Here is a 13,241-nt window from a genome sequence, read left to right as displayed (position 1 = left end):
GTGACCTGTGGAACGTCTCAGCGTTCCGGGCTGCCGCCCTCCGGGACGCCGTGCGGCGGCGGCACCACCGGCGGGCCCTGGGTCTCGGGCGACACCGGGCTGCCGCCGGGCATCCCCTCGGGCGTCGGACCCACCGGGTCGCCCCCGGACGGCTCCGCTCCCTCACGCAGCTCGCTCAGCCTCTGCTCCAGGACGGTCACGACCGGCATGCGGTCGCCGTGCGTGCGCTCGTACTCCAGGATCTTCTCCAGCGCGGGCGCGTCGAGCGCACGCACGCGGTGGGCGAGCGTGCCCACGTTGAGGTGGTCGTAGTCGGGCAGCGGCAGGTCGTCGCGGGTCGGCGTGCTCTGGTCGTCCGTCATCGTCGTCCTCTCGCCGGGCGCCCTGTGCGACGCCGTTCTCGTCGACCGTAGGCGGGCGAAGGGCGTCCCGCATCACCGGCCGGGCGCGGCACCGGCACCGGCACCGCCGTCACACCGTCGTCAGCGAGCCCGCGCAGCGCCGGGCGTAGGCCGCCGGCGTGTGCCCCGTCGCGCGGGCGAAGTCCGTGCTGAAGTGGGCCTGGTCGTAGTAGCCCACCTCGGCGGCCAGCTCCGCGAGCTCGCGCGCGGGTTCGCGGGCCAGCAGCTCGGCGGCGAGGTGCACGCGGTGCCTCTGCAGCACCCACTTGGGTCCCACGCCGACCCAGTCGGCGAAGAGCCGCTGCAGGGAGCGCGGCGTGGTCCCCAGCGCGGCCGCGAGCCCCGCGACGGGCTCCGCCGGCCCCAGCGAGCGGAGCACCGCGAACGCCTCCGTCACGCGCGCGACGGCCGCCACCCCGGCCAGGGTCCCGTTCCGCCGGGCGGCCTCCTGGAACAACGGCGTGAGGTGTCCGACGGCGGACTCCGGCCGGCCGGCCAGCGCCCCGGCGACCGCGAGCGCCGAGGCACGCGCGACGTCGACCCCCTCCCCCAGGAACCGCTCCGCCGGGATGATCTCGCCGCGGCGCCCCGCACCCGGGAGCCCCGCGAGGACCCGCAGCGCACCGGGCCGAAGCTTGGTCCCCACCACGCCGCCCGCACCGGTCAGCGTGCGCTCGAAGAGGCCCGCGGGCATGGCGTGGGCGGCGAAGACGTCGGCCTCCGCGACCACGTTGGCGCACGGATGGGGCACCACCACCTGCGTGTACGAACCGCCCGGCAGGAGGTCCCAGGTGATGACCCAGTGCCACTCGACGAGGTCGGCAAGGTCTGCGGCGGGCGCAAGGCGCGTCAGGCGGAAGTGCTGCCGCGCCGCCTCGGGGTCGACGAGGCCGAGCGTGCTGCGCGGAGACATCTCGGGATCGAACACGTGTCGCATTCTTCCAAGACCCTCGGCGACCCGCCAGGCCAGGGTGGACCTCATGAACATGTCACCCCTGCACCCCAACATCACCGTCTCCGGCGCGCGCGAGGCGATCGCCTTCTACGAGGCGGCGCTCGGCGCCGAGCTCGTCGACTCCGTGATCGCCGGGGACGCGATCATCCACTCCGACCTGGTCCTGCGCGGACCGGCCGGCGAGTCCACCTTCACGGTGGCCGAGGCGTTCCCCCCGGACTCCGTCGCCCCCGACGGCGGCCCCACCCACGCCAGCTTCTCGATCCCGGTCGAGGACACGGACGCGGCGTACGCGAAGGCCATGGCCGCCGGTGCCACGAGCCTGATCGAGCCCGCGGACTGGTTCGAGGGCTTCCGGCAGGCCGCGGTGCGCTGTCCGTTCGGACACCGCTGGTACTTCCTCACCGTCGCCGAGTCCGTCACGACCGCCGACCTCCAGCGCGCGAGCGACGCCTGGATGGCTGACAAGGTCTGACAAGACACCCGGGACGGTGGTTCGTCGGGTCTCGGCGCTTCGGTACCCTTTGTCCAGCCACGTCCCAGCGATCGAGGAAGCACCATGGGTCTCCTGTCCGGAATCAAGTTCCGCAAGCGCATGTCGTTCGGTCCGATGAAGTTCAACTTCACGCAGAAGGGCTTCTCGTCCTGGAGCGTGAAGGTCGGCCCCTGGTCGTGGAACTCGAAGACCAAGAAGCACAGCGTCGACCTGCCCGGCGCCTTCTCCTGGAAGCAGAGCTAGCAGCGCACGCGGGTGGCCGGGAGCCGGCCCCCGCGTGGCTAGAGTGGTGTCGTGCACCAGGAGGACGAGTACGGGAGGCGAGCTCCGTCGTCGTACACGGAGACCGACGCGGAGCGGTGGCTCACCGAGCCGCCCAAGTCGAGCGCCCGGACGCCCTTCGAGCGTGACCGCGCCCGCGTGGTCCACTCGTCGGCGCTGCGCCGGCTCGGTGCCAAGACCCAGGTTCTCGGGCCGGGGAGCGACGACTTCGTCCGCACCCGGCTGACGCACTCCCTCGAGGTGGCCCAGGTGGGCCGCGAGATGGGGCGGTCTCTGGGCTGCGACCCGGACGTCGTGGACACCGCATGCCTCACGCACGACCTGGGGCACCCCCCGTTCGGGCACAACGGGGAGAGCGCGCTCGCCGAGCTGGCGGCCGACATCGGCGGCTTCGAGGGCAACGCCCAGACCCTGCGCCTGCTGACCCGCCTGGAGCCCAAGGTCTTCGCCCCCGACGGCACCCCCGTGGGCCTCAACCTCAGCCGGGCGAGCCTCGACGCGAGCGTCAAGTACCCGTGGGCGCACGGCGCCGGCCCGCTCCGGGCGGACGGGCTGCCCACGCACAAGTTCGGCGTCTACGAGGACGACCTCCCGGTCTTCACCTGGCTCCGCGACGGCGCGCCCGAGGGCGTGAAGTGCCTCGAGGCGCAGGTCATGGACCTCGCCGACGACATCAGCTACTCCGTGCACGACGTCGAGGACGGCGTGGTGGGCGGTCGCCTCGACCTGGCCCGGATGGACGACGCCGAGGAGCGGGCCCGCGTCGCCGAGTACGTCCGCAGCTGGTACGGGTCGTGGAACGACGCCGGCGCGCTCGACGCCGCGATCTGCCGCCTCAAGGACACCGGATACCTGGTCACGGAGTTCGACGGGTCCCGGCGGGCCCTCGCCGCACTCAAGGACGCGACGAGCCAGCTGATCGGCCGGTTCATCGGCGCCGCCCTCGACGCGACGCGCGCCGAGTACGGCGACGGGACGCTCACCCGGTACGCGGCCATGCTCGTGGTGCCCGACGAGACCGTCGCCGAGATCCTCGCCCTCAAGGGCATCGCCGTCACCTACGTGATGGCGCCGCGCGAGCGTGAGCCGCTCTACCTGCGGCAGCGCGAGATCATCGCCGACCTCGTCAAGGTCCTCGCCGACCGGGCGCCCATGGCGCTCGAGCCGCCCTTCGCGGCGGACTGGGCCGCGGCGGCCGACGACGCCGCGCGGCTCCGCGTCGTCGTCGACCAGGTCGCGTCGCTCACCGACGTGTCGGCGATGCAGCTCCATGCCCGGCTGGTGCGGCCGGGGATCTGACCCGATCCCCGGCCGCCGGTCAGCCGGCCGCCGCCGCGTCCCGCGCCGCGTAGATCTCCTTGGCCACCATGGCCATGTTCACGGCCCGCGGGATCCCCGCGTAGCCGGCCACCTGCACCACGATCTCCGCGATCTGCTCCTTGGTGACGCCCACGTTCAGCGCCGTGTCGAGGTGCAGCCGGAGCTCCGGCTCGCACCCGCCCATCGCGCCCAGGATGCCGATCGTCACGAGCTGCCGGTCGCGGGGCGTCACGTGCTCGCTCTCGTAGAGCTCGCCGTAGCCCCACGCCAGGATCTGGTAGCCGAGCTCCGGCGCGACGCCGTCGAGCGCGGACACGAGGTTCCGCACGCCCGGCGAGCCGATGCGGTCGATCACCTCGAGCCCGTGCTCGACGGACGCCTTGCGGAACGACTCCTCGTGACGCAGGTTCTCCGTCATGACCATCCTCCGTAGTCCCCTATGTGCCGGTTTGCACTAAGGGGCCACACGTTAGCCCTTGACGGACCCCGCCGTCAGACCGCCCACGATGTACTTCTGCAGGAAGAGGAACAGCGCGAGCACGGGGATGGCCGAGAGCACCGCGCCCGCCGCGAACAGCCCCCAGTTCGCCTCGAGCAGCGACGACACCCAGCCGTAGAGACCCACGGCCAGCGTCCAGTTGCTCTCCGACTGCAGCAGCACGCGCGCGATGATGAACTCGCCGAACGTGCTGATGAACGACAGCAGCCCCACCACCGCGAGGATCGGCGACACGAGCCGCAGGATGATCGTCCAGTAGATCTGCGAGTGCGTGGCACCGTCGATCTTGGCGGCCTCGTCGAGCTCCTTCGGCACGGTGTTGAAGAACCCGTACATCAGGAACGTGTTCACGCCGAGCGCCCCGCCGAGGTACACGCAGATGAGCCCGAGCTTCGAGTTGAGGCCCAGCTCGGGGACCACGTTGCCGAGGCCCACGAGCAGCAGGAAGATCGCGACGAACGCGAGCATCTGCGGGAACATCTGGATGATGAGCAGGGAGGTCAGCCCGGCCCGCCGCCCGCGGAAGCGGAACCGCGAGAAGGCGTACGCCGCCGCGGCCCCCATGAGGACCGTCCCGACCGACGTCGCGATCGCCACCTGCAGGGTGTTGAGCATCCACGTCCAGAAGTACGTGTCGCCCAGCGCCTCGTAGTTGGCGGTGCTCACGTCCGCGAACAGCCGGTTGGAGCCGGTGAGCGTGCCTCCGTCGGACAACGACGCCGACAGCACGTACACGAGCGGGAAGCCCGCGTACACCACGCCCACGACCCCGACGAGGTGCCGCCAGCCCAGCTCCCGCATCCAGACGGCACGGGACATCCTCGGGGCCGACGCCGGTCGCGCGGCCCGGGTGGTCCGCCCGCGCCGGGCGGTGGTCACGTCGGTCATCAGGCGATCTCCTCGAGAGAGCGGGTACGCCGGAAGGCGAGGGCGGAGATGGTCGCCACGATGAGGAAGATGACGATCGACAGCGCGCTGGCCAGGCCGTAGTTCTTGGGCGCCGAGCCGTCGATGCCGCTGATCGAGTAGACCATCGAGATCAGGATGTCGGTGTGCCCGAGCGGCACGGAGGCGTCCGTGAACCTCGGCCCGCCGTTCGTGAGCATGTAGATCAGGGTGAAGTTGTTGAAGTTGAACGCGAAGCTGGAGATGAGCAGCGGCGCGGTCGACACGAGGAGCAGCGGCAGCGTGATGGACCGCCACGTGCGCCAGCGGCCGGCGCCGTCGATCTTCGCGGCCTCCAGGACGTCACCCGGCAGGGACTGCAGCGCGCCCGTGCAGATGAGGAACATGTACGGGAAGCCGAGCCACAGGTTCACGCCCAGGACCGCCAGCTTGGCCAGCCAGGGGTCGGTGAGCCACGGGATCGCCGCGCCACCGAGGAGCACCTGGTTGATGAACCCGAAGCTCTTGTTGAGCAGACCCGACCACAGGAGCGCCGCGAGGAACCCCGGGATCGCGTACGGGAGGATGAGCAGCGTGCGGTAGATCTTGCGGCCGCGGAGGCGCACGTCGTTGAACGTGATCGCCAGGAACAGGCCCAGCAGGAACGTGGTCCCGACGGAGAGCACCGCGAACGCGAAGGTCCAGATCAGGATCTTGAGGAACGGCGTCGCGTACCGGTCGTCGCCGAACGCGGTGAGGAAGTTCTCGAAGCCGACGACGACGCGCCAGCCCACCGGCAGCGTGGTGCCGTCCTCGGCCTCGAACAGGCCGTTGTCGTCAGGGGTGTAGACGGTGCCGCTCACGGTGTCCGTCAGGGTGTCGGCCGCCTCGTCGTACACGAGCGAGGGCAGGAAGACGTAGCCCGTCCGGGCGTCCTGGGTGCGCAGCGAGCCGTCGTTCGGGTCGTCGGAGACCGGGACCCGCAGGGCGGTGACCTCCTGCTGACGCTCCAGCACCGAGGCGCGGTCGAGCACCTCGTACCCCGGCACGTCGGTGGCGCGGTCGCCGTCGACGCCTGCGTCGTCGACCTCCTCGAGCGGCTGCTCGGCGGTCCCGGCGAGGACGTCGCCGTCGTCGGACACGATCGCGAAGCCGAGCGCGTCGCCCTGGGCGACGACCGTGAGCGGCGACGCGGGCGAGCCCTCGACGCGACGCTCGTTCTGCGCCAGGAGCGCGGCGACCGCGTGCTCCTTGGTGGAGTTGTGCCCGTCGCCGTAGTTCGTGAAGGCGACATAGCCCGTGTACGCGACCACGTAGACCTGGAAGACCAGCAGGAACGCCAGGCCCGGCAGGATGTACTTGAGCGGCAGCGCGCGCTTGGAGAAGTAGGCCCAGTTGGCGACCACCAGCAGGGCGAGCATCGCCGCGAGGATCCCGTACGACTCCTCGCCCCACGCGGCAAGGATCGCGAAGACGCCGAGAGCGTCCACGATCGCCATGAGGACGAGCTTGACCAGGAACCCGGGGCTCCACCCCTTCACAAGGGTGGAGCCCCGGGACAGGGGTGCTGACATCAGCCGATCGCGCCCTGGATGTCGGCCACCATCTTCTCCCAGGCGGCGGCCGGCTCGGCCGCGCCCGAGATGATCTGCGCCTCGGTGACGCCCCAGAAGGCCCACACGGAGCCCATCTCGGGGATCGACGGCATCGGCACGGCGTCGGCGCCGACGGTGCGGAAGCCGTCGGTGATCGGGTCGGACGACGCGGTGTCCGCGGCGGCGGTCAGCGCCGGCGGGCGGTTGCCGGCCTCGTAGAGGGCGAGCTGCGCCTCCTCGGTGGCCATGAAGTTCACCAGGAAGTCGGTGGCCGACACGGCGTTCTCGCTCTGGGCCGAGACGTAGAAGCCCTGCACGCCCACGAACGGCTGGGCCGGCTGCGAGCCGGCGGCCGGGATCGGGTCGATCGCGAGCTCGAGGTCCGCGAACTGCTCGAGCATCCACGGGCCGCCCACGATGTACGGCGACTCACCGTTCTTGAACGCCTCGACGGCGATGTCGTACGTGATGTCCGTGCTCAGCACGCCGGCCTTGCCCTGCTCGGCCAGCCAGGTCGCGAACGCGGTGCCGTTCTCGCCGCCGAGCGCGAGCTCCGGCGTGTACGAGCCGTCCTCGTTCTGCTCGAAGACCGGAGCGCCGAACGACGTCTGCAGCGGGTAGGACGTGTACGGGTCGCCCTCGGTGCCCGTCTGGAGCAGGATCGGGTACTTCGCGCCTGCGGCCTGGCCGGCAGCGACGGCGTCGGCCCAGGTGGCGGGGGCCTCGGGGGCGAGCGCCGTGTTGCGGATCAGGGCGATGTTCTCGACCGCGTACGGCAGGCCGTAGACCTGGCCGTCCTGGGTGAACGCCTGGACCGAGACGGGCTCGAAGTCGCCCGCGAGGTCGCCGAGCTCGATCGGGGACACGACGCCGGCGGACAGGAGCTCGCCGAGCCAGTCGTGCGCGCCGACGGTGATGTCGGGGCCCTCGCCCGTGGGGACCTGGGCGAGGAAGTCGGGGCGGATGTCCTCGAAGTTCTTCAGGACGAGCTCGACATCCGTGCCGGTCTCCTCCTCGAACGAGGCGGCAGCGGCCTCGACCGCGGCCTGGCGGGTCTCGTCGACCCAGATGGTGAGGCTGTCGCCGGCTGCGGCGGGCGACGACGTGTCGTCGCCCGGCTCTTCGGTACCGCCGGCGCAGGCGGACAGCCCGAGGGTCGTCGTCAGCGCGGCGGCGAGAAGGATGCTCCGTCGCATCGGTGGTCACTCCAAAGGGTTGGTGGGCGGCCCGTGGCGGGTGTTCGTCGTCGGGCCCGTGCCCTGACCGTAAGGCGGGCGGGCAGCACCTTGCAAGTCGTTGCGATAAAGTTTCAGCATCGTTTGCAGGCAGTGGCGCCGACACGCCCACCACCTGCTGCCGGACTTGCAGGACGAGGAGGTCCCGTGTCACCTAGGCTTCCGGGCGTGCGTACCCGACTGTCCGACCTCGCCGCCCAGGCGGGCGTCTCCACCGCGACAGTCTCGCGCGTGCTCAACGGCAAGCCCGGCGTGGCCGGGGAGACACGGCAGGCGGTCCTGGCGGCCCTCGACGTGCTCGGCTACGAACGACCCTCGACCCTGCGCTCCCGCTCGGCGGGGCTCGTGGGGCTGATCGTCCCCGAGCTCACGAACCCTGTGTTCCCGGCGTTCGCGCAAGCGATCGAGTCGCAGCTCGCCGAGCACGGCTACACGCCGCTCCTCTGCACGCAGTCCCCCGGCGGCACCACGGAGGACGAGTACGTCGAGACGCTGATCGACCACGCCGTCGACGGCATCGTGTTCGTCTCCGGCAAGCATGCCGACTCCCGCGCAAGCATCGAGCGCTACCAGCGCCTGCGTGGTCGCGGGCTGCCGATCGTGCTGGTCAACGGCTATGCGCCGGGCATCGACGCCCCGTTCGTGTCGCCGGACGACAGCGCGAGCGTCGAGCTCGCCGTGCGCCACCTCGTGTCGCTGGGCCACCGGCAGATCGGGATGGCGATCGGCCCCGACCGGTTCGTCCCGGCCGGCCGCAAGCTCGCCGCGTTCGCCGAGCAGCTGGTGCGTTACGGGCTCGTGACGTCCGAGAAGGACGCGCGGGACCACGCCGTCATCACCCTCTACACGCTGGAGGGCGGCCAGGCCGCGGCGGGCGAGCTCATCGACTCCGGCCACACCGCCATCGTCTGCGGCTCCGACCTGATGGCGCTCGGCGCCATCCGCGCCGCCCGCTCGCGCGGCCGCCGGGTACCGGAGGACGTCTCGGTGGTGGGCTACGACGATTCGCCGCTCGTGGCCTTCACCGACCCGCCGCTCACCACGGTGCGGCAGCCCGTGACGGAGATGGCCCGCGCCGCCGTCAGCGCCCTGCTCACCGAGATCCACGGCGAGCGGGCCCCGCGCTCCGAGCTGTTGTTCGCGCCCGAGCTCGTTGTCCGAGGGTCCACCGGGGCCGCTCCGCAGTAGCCGGCTGCTGGTCAGGCGTTCCGGGCGAGGGGTCACCTGCCGTACGCTTGCTGCAATCTTTGCAAGCCCCCCGAGCGTAAGGACCGCACCGCTCCATGTCTGCACCGACCGTCGTTCCCCTCATCGCAGGCGAGCCCGTCCACTCCCCCGCCCCCGGTGCGGAGTGGTGGCGTCACGCGGTGATCTATCAGGTCTACCCGCGCTCCTTCGCGGACGGCAACGGCGATGGCGTGGGCGACCTGCCCGGCGTCACCCGGCGGCTCGACCACCTGAAGCAGCTCGGCGTCGACGCCGTCTGGCTCAGCCCGTTCTACCGCTCGCCGCAGAAGGACGCCGGATACGACGTGTCCGACTACCGCGACGTGGACCCGCTGTTCGGCACCCTCGAGGACTTCGACGAGATGCTGGCCGGCGCGCACCAGCGCGGCATGCGGGTCATCGTGGACGTGGTCCCGAACCACACCTCGGACCAGCACGTGTGGTTCCAGGAGGCCCTCGCCGCCGCCCCCGGCACCCCCGAGCGCGAGCGGTACATGTTCCGCGACGGCCGGGGCCTGGCCGGTGACGAGGCGCCGAACAACTGGCAGTCCATCTTCGGCGGCCCGGCGTGGACGCGCCTCGCGCCGGGCGAGGACGACGGTCCCCTCGGCCCGCAGTGGTACCTGCACCTGTTCGACTCCTCGCAGCCGGACCTCAACTGGGAGAACCCCGAGGTCCGCACCGAGTTCGAGGACGTGCTGCGGTTCTGGCTCGACAAGGGTGTGGACGGCTTCCGCATCGACGTGGCGCACGGCATGATCAAGGCCCCCGGCCTGCCCGACTGGGCCGGCAAGGTCGCCATGGTCGAGGGCACGGACCCGGGTGCGCCGGAGGACGGCGCCACCGGCGCCGGCAACAACGGCCCCATGTTCGACCAGGACGGCGTCCACGACATCTACCGCGCCTGGCACCAGCTCCTCGCCGGGTACGACGGCGACCGCTGCCTCGTGGCCGAGGCCTGGGTGGAGCCGCTCTCCCGCCTCGCCAACTACGTGCGGGCCGACGAGATGCAGCAGGCCTTCAACTTCGCGTTCCTCACCACGCCGTGGAACGCTCCCGCGCTGCGGACCACGGTCAACGTGTCGCTCGCCGCGATGGACGAGGTGGGCGCGCCCAGCACCTGGGTGCTCTCCAACCACGACGTGGTGCGCCACGCGTCCCGGCTCGGCCTGTCCGCCGAGGCCTCCGCGGGCCCACTGAACGGCATCGCGGCCCACGACCCGCAGCCCGACGAGGAGCTCGGCCTGCGCCGCGCCCGCGCCGCGTCGCTGCTCATGCTCGGCCTGCCCGGCTCGGCGTACCTGTACCAGGGCGAGGAGCTCGGCCTGCCCGACCACACCGCCCTGCCGTCCGAGGTACGCCAGGACCCGGCGTTCTTCCGGACCGAGGGTGCCGAGGCCGGCCGCGACGGCTGCCGCGTCCCGCTGCCCTGGTCGGCCGACGACGCGGGCTTCGGCTTCGGCCCGACGGCGGCCACCTGGCTGCCGCAGCCCGCGTCCTACGCCCGCTACGCCGCGGACCAGCAGTACGGCGTGCCCGGCTCGACCTTCGAGATGTACCGGGCCGCCCTCGAGGTGCGCCACGCGCACGAGCTCGGGCAGGGCCGCCTGGCCTGGGTCGAGGCGTACGCCGACTCGACCGACGTGCTCGCCTTCCAGGTGAACGACGTCGTCGTGGTCGCCAACCTGGGCGAGTCACCCGTGGCGCTGCCCGCCGAGGCGGAGGTTCTCGTCGCGTCCGGCCCGCTGGGCTCCGGCGACGGCTCCGGCGTGGCCGACGACGGCGTGACCCTGCCGCTCGACACGACCGTCTGGCTCCGCGCGCTCTGACCCCTCCTCGCTGTGGCTACGCAGATGGTCGGGTTTCCGAGCTCGGAACCCCGACCATCTGCATACCCAGAGCGAAGAAGGTCAGGGCAGGACCCTGGCCAGGAACTCCCGGGTGCGCGGCTCGCTCGGCGTGGCGAGCACACGACGCGCCGGTCCCTCCTCGCAGATGCTGCCGGCGTCGAGGAAGACGACCCGGTCGGCGACCTCGCGTGCGAAGGCCATCTCGTGCGTGGCCATCAGGATCGTGGCGCCGTCGTCCTTGAGCCGCCGCACCAGGTCGAGGACCTCCCCCACGAGCTCGGGGTCGAGGGCGCTCGTGATCTCGTCGAGCAGGAGGAGCTCGGGCTCGGTGACCACGGCGCGCACGATCGCGACCCGCTGCTGCTGGCCGCCGGACAGCGTGTCGGGGAACGCCTTCGCCTTGGAGCCGAGACCGATGGTGGAGAGCAGGTCCAGGGCACGTGCCTCCGCCGTCGGCCGGGGCACCTTGTGCACGAGGCGGGCGGCGAGGGTCACGTTGTCGAGCACGCTCAGGTGCGGGAAGAGGTTGTACGCCTGGAACACGGTGCCGATCCGGGCCCGGACACGGTCGCCGTCCACCCGGGGGTCGCTGATGTCCGCGCCGGCGAGCAGGATCTGCCCGTCGTCGATGTGCTCGAGCAGGTTCACCGTGCGCAGCAGCGTGGACTTGCCCGACCCCGACGCACCGATCAGCGCGACCACCTCGTGCCGGCGCACCGCCAGCGACACGCCGCGGAGAACCTCGTGGTCGCCGAAGGCGCAGCGCACGTCTCGCAGCTCCAGCACGGGAGCGGTGCCGTCGCTCATACGAGGCTCCCCATCTGCTCGCGGGCCCGGAGCCGGGCCGTGTACCAGTCGGTGACGCGGATGACGGGCAGCGCCATCGCCACGAACAGCAGGCCGGCCACGACGTACGGCGTGAAGTCGTAGTGGTGGGCCACCTCGATCTGCGCGGCGCGCACCGCGTCGACGGCGCCGAGGACCGAGATCAGGCCCACGTCCTTCTGCATCGCCACGAAGTCGTTCATGAGGGCGGGCGTCACCTTGCGCACGGCCTGCGGCAGGACGACGCGCCGCATCGTCTGGCCGTGCGTGAGCCCGAGGGACCGGGCTGCCAGCCGTTGCGACGGGTGCACCGCCTCGATGCCGGCCCGGAACACCTCCGCGACGTACGCCGAGTACGTCAGGACGAGCGCCACCGTGCCCCAGAACGCCGCGTCCATGCGGCCGAACAGCTCCAGGCCGGGCACGCCGAAGCCCACCACGTAGAGCACGATGATGAGCGGCGTCCCCCGGAACAGGTCCGTGTAGCCGGCCGCGAGCGCCCGCAGCGGGAAGAAGACGGGGCCGCGCAGGGTCCGCAGGGTCGCCAGCAGCAGGCCGAGCACCAGCACACCGAGGGCGGCGACGAAGAGCACCCGCAGGTTGAGCAGGAGCCCGTCGAGCACGCGTGGCAGCGACTCCCAGGCGACGACCGGGTCGAGGAACGACTCCTGCACCCGCGCCCAGCCAGGGCTCGACCGGAGGGCGAGGACGAGCACCGCCGCGAAGACGACGGTGCTGCCCAGGCTCACGAGCACCGAGCGGGCGGTCTGCCGCCGACGGTAGGCACGACGGTCCAGCTCGAGCCCGCTGGGTGCGTGCACCTCGGGGGTCACTCCAGGACGGGGGCGGTGTCGCCGCCGAGCCACTGGGCGGCGAGCTCGTCGAGGGCGCCGTCCTCGCGCAGGCTGTCCACGGCGGCGGTGACGTCCTCGGTCAGGGGCGAGTCCTTCGGCAGCACGATGCCGAACTCGTCGCCGCCCGCGGAGCCGGGAAGCTGGCCCACGATGACACCGCCGTCGAGCTCGGCCGCCGTGAGGTAGAACCCGGTCGGGAGGTCGACGACGATCGCGTCGACAGCCCCGTTCTGGAGCGCGAGCTTCGCGTCGTCGTTCGAGTTGAAGACCTGCACGCCGGCCTCGGGGGCAATCGAGGCCTCGGCCGCCTCGAAGCTCGTGGTGCCGGTGGCCGCGCCGACGAGGAGCGGCTTCAGGTCCGCCAGCGTGGTGGCGTCCGCGGCGGGCGACCCCTCGACGGTGATGACCACCTGGGTCGTCACGTAGTAGGGCGACGAGAAGTCCACGGCCTGGCGGCGCTCGTCCGTGATGGAGAACTGCTGCAGGTTGAGGTCGAAGTCCTTGGGTCCGGGCGCGATGGACTGGTCGAAGGTGGTGCGGACCCACTCGACGTCCTCGGCGGCGAAGCCCAGCTCGTCCGCGACGGCATACGCGACGGCGGCCTCGAAGCCCTCGCCCGACGCCGGGTCGTCGTTCTCGACCCAGGGAGAGTAGGCGGGCTCACCGGTGGCGATCGTGAGCTTGCCCTCGGTGACGTGACCGCTGCCCGCGGTGTCGTCGGTGCCGCTCGCGTCACCCGAGCAGGAGGCGAGGGCCAGCATGGTGGAGACGGCCAGGACCGGGACGAGTCTGCGCTGCATGTGCACAGTGTGACGCA

14 protein-coding genes are annotated in these 13,241 nt (G+C 71.7%); 5 read left to right on the top strand and 9 right to left on the bottom strand.

Annotation, left to right across the window (positions count from 1 at the left end; translation table 11 throughout):
• Nucleotides 1-17: 17 nt before the first annotated feature.
• On the bottom strand, nt 18-362 hold the full coding sequence (locus tag D1350_RS16320; RefSeq protein ID WP_125777092.1) for a DUF8129 domain-containing protein: 345 nt from the start codon (nt 360-362) through the stop codon (nt 18-20).
• A 109-nt stretch (nt 363-471) separates the two neighbouring features.
• On the bottom strand, nt 472-1,329 hold the full coding sequence (locus D1350_RS16315; RefSeq protein ID WP_164545193.1) for an AraC family transcriptional regulator: 858 nt from the start codon (nt 1,327-1,329) through the stop codon (nt 472-474).
• A gap of 52 nt (nt 1,330-1,381) precedes the next feature.
• Here D1350_RS16315 and D1350_RS23795 point away from each other — a divergent pair, with 52 nt between their 5' ends.
• The 3 genes from D1350_RS23795 (at nt 1,382) to D1350_RS16300 (ending at nt 3,433) form a co-directional block, all read left to right on the top strand.
• Nucleotides 1,382-1,831, top strand: coding sequence for a VOC family protein (locus D1350_RS23795; protein ID WP_164545192.1), 450 nt, complete (start codon nt 1,382-1,384; stop codon nt 1,829-1,831).
• Between the two features lie 84 nt (nt 1,832-1,915).
• A complete protein-coding gene (locus tag D1350_RS16305; protein WP_125777090.1) occupies nt 1,916-2,095 on the top strand; it encodes a DUF4236 domain-containing protein in 180 nt (59 codons plus the stop codon).
• Nucleotides 2,096-2,146: 51 nt separating this feature from the next.
• The gene (locus tag D1350_RS16300; protein ID WP_125777089.1) at nt 2,147-3,433 is read left to right on the top strand and encodes a deoxyguanosinetriphosphate triphosphohydrolase; all 1,287 of its coding nucleotides are present in this window, start codon (nt 2,147-2,149) and stop codon (nt 3,431-3,433) included.
• Between the two features lie 19 nt (nt 3,434-3,452).
• Here D1350_RS16300 and D1350_RS16295 read toward each other — a convergent pair whose 3' ends face one another.
• From D1350_RS16295 to D1350_RS16280, 4 genes are all read right to left on the bottom strand, one after another.
• Nucleotides 3,453-3,872, bottom strand: a complete 420-nt coding sequence (locus D1350_RS16295; RefSeq protein WP_164545191.1) for a carboxymuconolactone decarboxylase family protein — start codon at nt 3,870-3,872, stop codon at nt 3,453-3,455.
• 51 nt (nt 3,873-3,923) lie between these two features.
• On the bottom strand, nt 3,924-4,772 hold the full coding sequence (locus D1350_RS16290) for a sugar ABC transporter permease (protein WP_240644168.1): 849 nt from the start codon (nt 4,770-4,772) through the stop codon (nt 3,924-3,926).
• A gap of 68 nt (nt 4,773-4,840) precedes the next feature.
• Entirely contained in the window at nt 4,841-6,412 is a 1,572-nt protein-coding gene (locus D1350_RS16285; RefSeq protein ID WP_125777086.1) for an ABC transporter permease subunit, read from the bottom strand.
• On the bottom strand, nt 6,412-7,629 hold the full coding sequence (locus D1350_RS16280) for a sugar ABC transporter substrate-binding protein (protein WP_125777085.1): 1,218 nt from the start codon (nt 7,627-7,629) through the stop codon (nt 6,412-6,414). The genes D1350_RS16285 and D1350_RS16280 overlap by 1 nt, the downstream gene beginning before the upstream one ends.
• A gap of 207 nt (nt 7,630-7,836) precedes the next feature.
• Here D1350_RS16280 and D1350_RS16275 point away from each other — a divergent pair, with 207 nt between their 5' ends.
• Both D1350_RS16275 and D1350_RS16270 read left to right on the top strand, forming a co-directional pair.
• Nucleotides 7,837-8,856, top strand: a complete 1,020-nt coding sequence (locus tag D1350_RS16275) for a LacI family DNA-binding transcriptional regulator (RefSeq protein ID WP_240644157.1) — start codon at nt 7,837-7,839, stop codon at nt 8,854-8,856.
• Between the two features lie 95 nt (nt 8,857-8,951).
• The gene (locus D1350_RS16270) at nt 8,952-10,724 is read left to right on the top strand and encodes a glycoside hydrolase family 13 protein (protein ID WP_125777083.1); all 1,773 of its coding nucleotides are present in this window, start codon (nt 8,952-8,954) and stop codon (nt 10,722-10,724) included.
• Between the two features lie 81 nt (nt 10,725-10,805).
• On the opposite strand, the gene D1350_RS16265 is transcribed toward D1350_RS16270, so the two are convergent.
• The 3 genes from D1350_RS16265 to D1350_RS16255 are packed head-to-tail and all read right to left on the bottom strand — an operon-like array spanning nt 10,806 to nt 13,224.
• Nucleotides 10,806-11,552, bottom strand: coding sequence for an amino acid ABC transporter ATP-binding protein (locus D1350_RS16265; protein ID WP_125777082.1), 747 nt, complete (start codon nt 11,550-11,552; stop codon nt 10,806-10,808).
• Nucleotides 11,549-12,403 (bottom strand): amino acid ABC transporter permease, encoded by an 855-nt coding sequence (locus tag D1350_RS16260; RefSeq protein ID WP_125777081.1) that lies wholly within the window; start codon nt 12,401-12,403, stop codon nt 11,549-11,551. Before D1350_RS16260 ends, D1350_RS16265 begins: the two co-directional genes overlap by 4 nt.
• Entirely contained in the window at nt 12,400-13,224 is an 825-nt protein-coding gene (locus D1350_RS16255) for an ABC transporter substrate-binding protein (RefSeq protein ID WP_125777080.1), read from the bottom strand. Before D1350_RS16255 ends, D1350_RS16260 begins: the two co-directional genes overlap by 4 nt.
• Nucleotides 13,225-13,241 lie beyond the last annotated feature (17 nt).

The organism is Antribacter gilvus (genome assembly GCF_003946865.1).
In the GTDB taxonomy this organism is placed as follows: Bacteria; Actinomycetota; Actinomycetes; order Actinomycetales; family Cellulomonadaceae; genus Antribacter; species Antribacter gilvus.
Note: the sequence above shows the minus strand (reverse complement) of the source record. Positions and strands in the feature narration are given on the sequence as shown.

Excerpts from the sequence above, each read along its gene's own strand:
- D1350_RS16305 (WP_125777090.1), top strand. The coding sequence starts at position 1,916 with ATGGGTCTCCTGTCCGGAATCAAGTTCCGCAAGCGCATGTCGTTCGGT.
- D1350_RS16270 (WP_125777083.1), top strand. The coding sequence starts at position 8,952 with ATGTCTGCACCGACCGTCGTTCCCCTCATCGCAGGCGAGCCCGTCCAC.
- D1350_RS16320 (WP_125777092.1), bottom strand. The coding sequence starts at position 362 with ATGACGGACGACCAGAGCACGCCGACCCGCGACGACCTGCCGCTGCCC.
- D1350_RS16285 (WP_125777086.1), bottom strand. The coding sequence starts at position 6,412 with ATGTCAGCACCCCTGTCCCGGGGCTCCACCCTTGTGAAGGGGTGGAGC.
- D1350_RS16295 (WP_164545191.1), bottom strand. The coding sequence starts at position 3,872 with ATGACGGAGAACCTGCGTCACGAGGAGTCGTTCCGCAAGGCGTCCGTC.
- D1350_RS23795 (WP_164545192.1), top strand. The coding sequence starts at position 1,382 with ATGAACATGTCACCCCTGCACCCCAACATCACCGTCTCCGGCGCGCGC.
- D1350_RS16255 (WP_125777080.1), bottom strand. The coding sequence starts at position 13,224 with ATGCAGCGCAGACTCGTCCCGGTCCTGGCCGTCTCCACCATGCTGGCC.
- D1350_RS16265 (WP_125777082.1), bottom strand. The coding sequence starts at position 11,552 with ATGAGCGACGGCACCGCTCCCGTGCTGGAGCTGCGAGACGTGCGCTGC.
- D1350_RS16280 (WP_125777085.1), bottom strand. The coding sequence starts at position 7,629 with ATGCGACGGAGCATCCTTCTCGCCGCCGCGCTGACGACGACCCTCGGG.
- D1350_RS16290 (WP_240644168.1), bottom strand. The coding sequence starts at position 4,772 with ATGTCCCGTGCCGTCTGGATGCGGGAGCTGGGCTGGCGGCACCTCGTC.